The 233-nt window shown below is 60.1% G+C and carries 1 protein-coding gene; it reads right to left on the bottom strand.

Annotated features, from left to right (window positions below):
* On the bottom strand, positions 1-233 hold a 233-nt coding region (locus tag E1297_RS48655; RefSeq protein ID WP_196223056.1), incomplete at both ends, for a hypothetical protein.

The following is a 233-nucleotide window of genomic DNA, read 5'->3' as shown; positions in this document are numbered from 1 at the left end:
TGTTGTCGCTCAGGAGATTGTTTTCGTCGATTTCGTCGGTCATTCCATCCGTGTCATTATCGACACCGTCCCCAGCACCCAAAACCGCGGCGGACCGCGCGACATCGGTGATCCCGGAGCCTCCTTGAGCGGGTGTATTGCCCTCTGCGTCAAGGTCGTTACCGAGTGCATCGCCGGTGATCGTCACGGTTCCGAGTCCGGACGTCGAGCCGTCGATGATCACCGCATCGGTG

The organism is Roseibium sp. RKSG952 (assembly GCF_009711355.1).
This window is presented reverse-complemented; position numbering and strand designations above follow the sequence as displayed.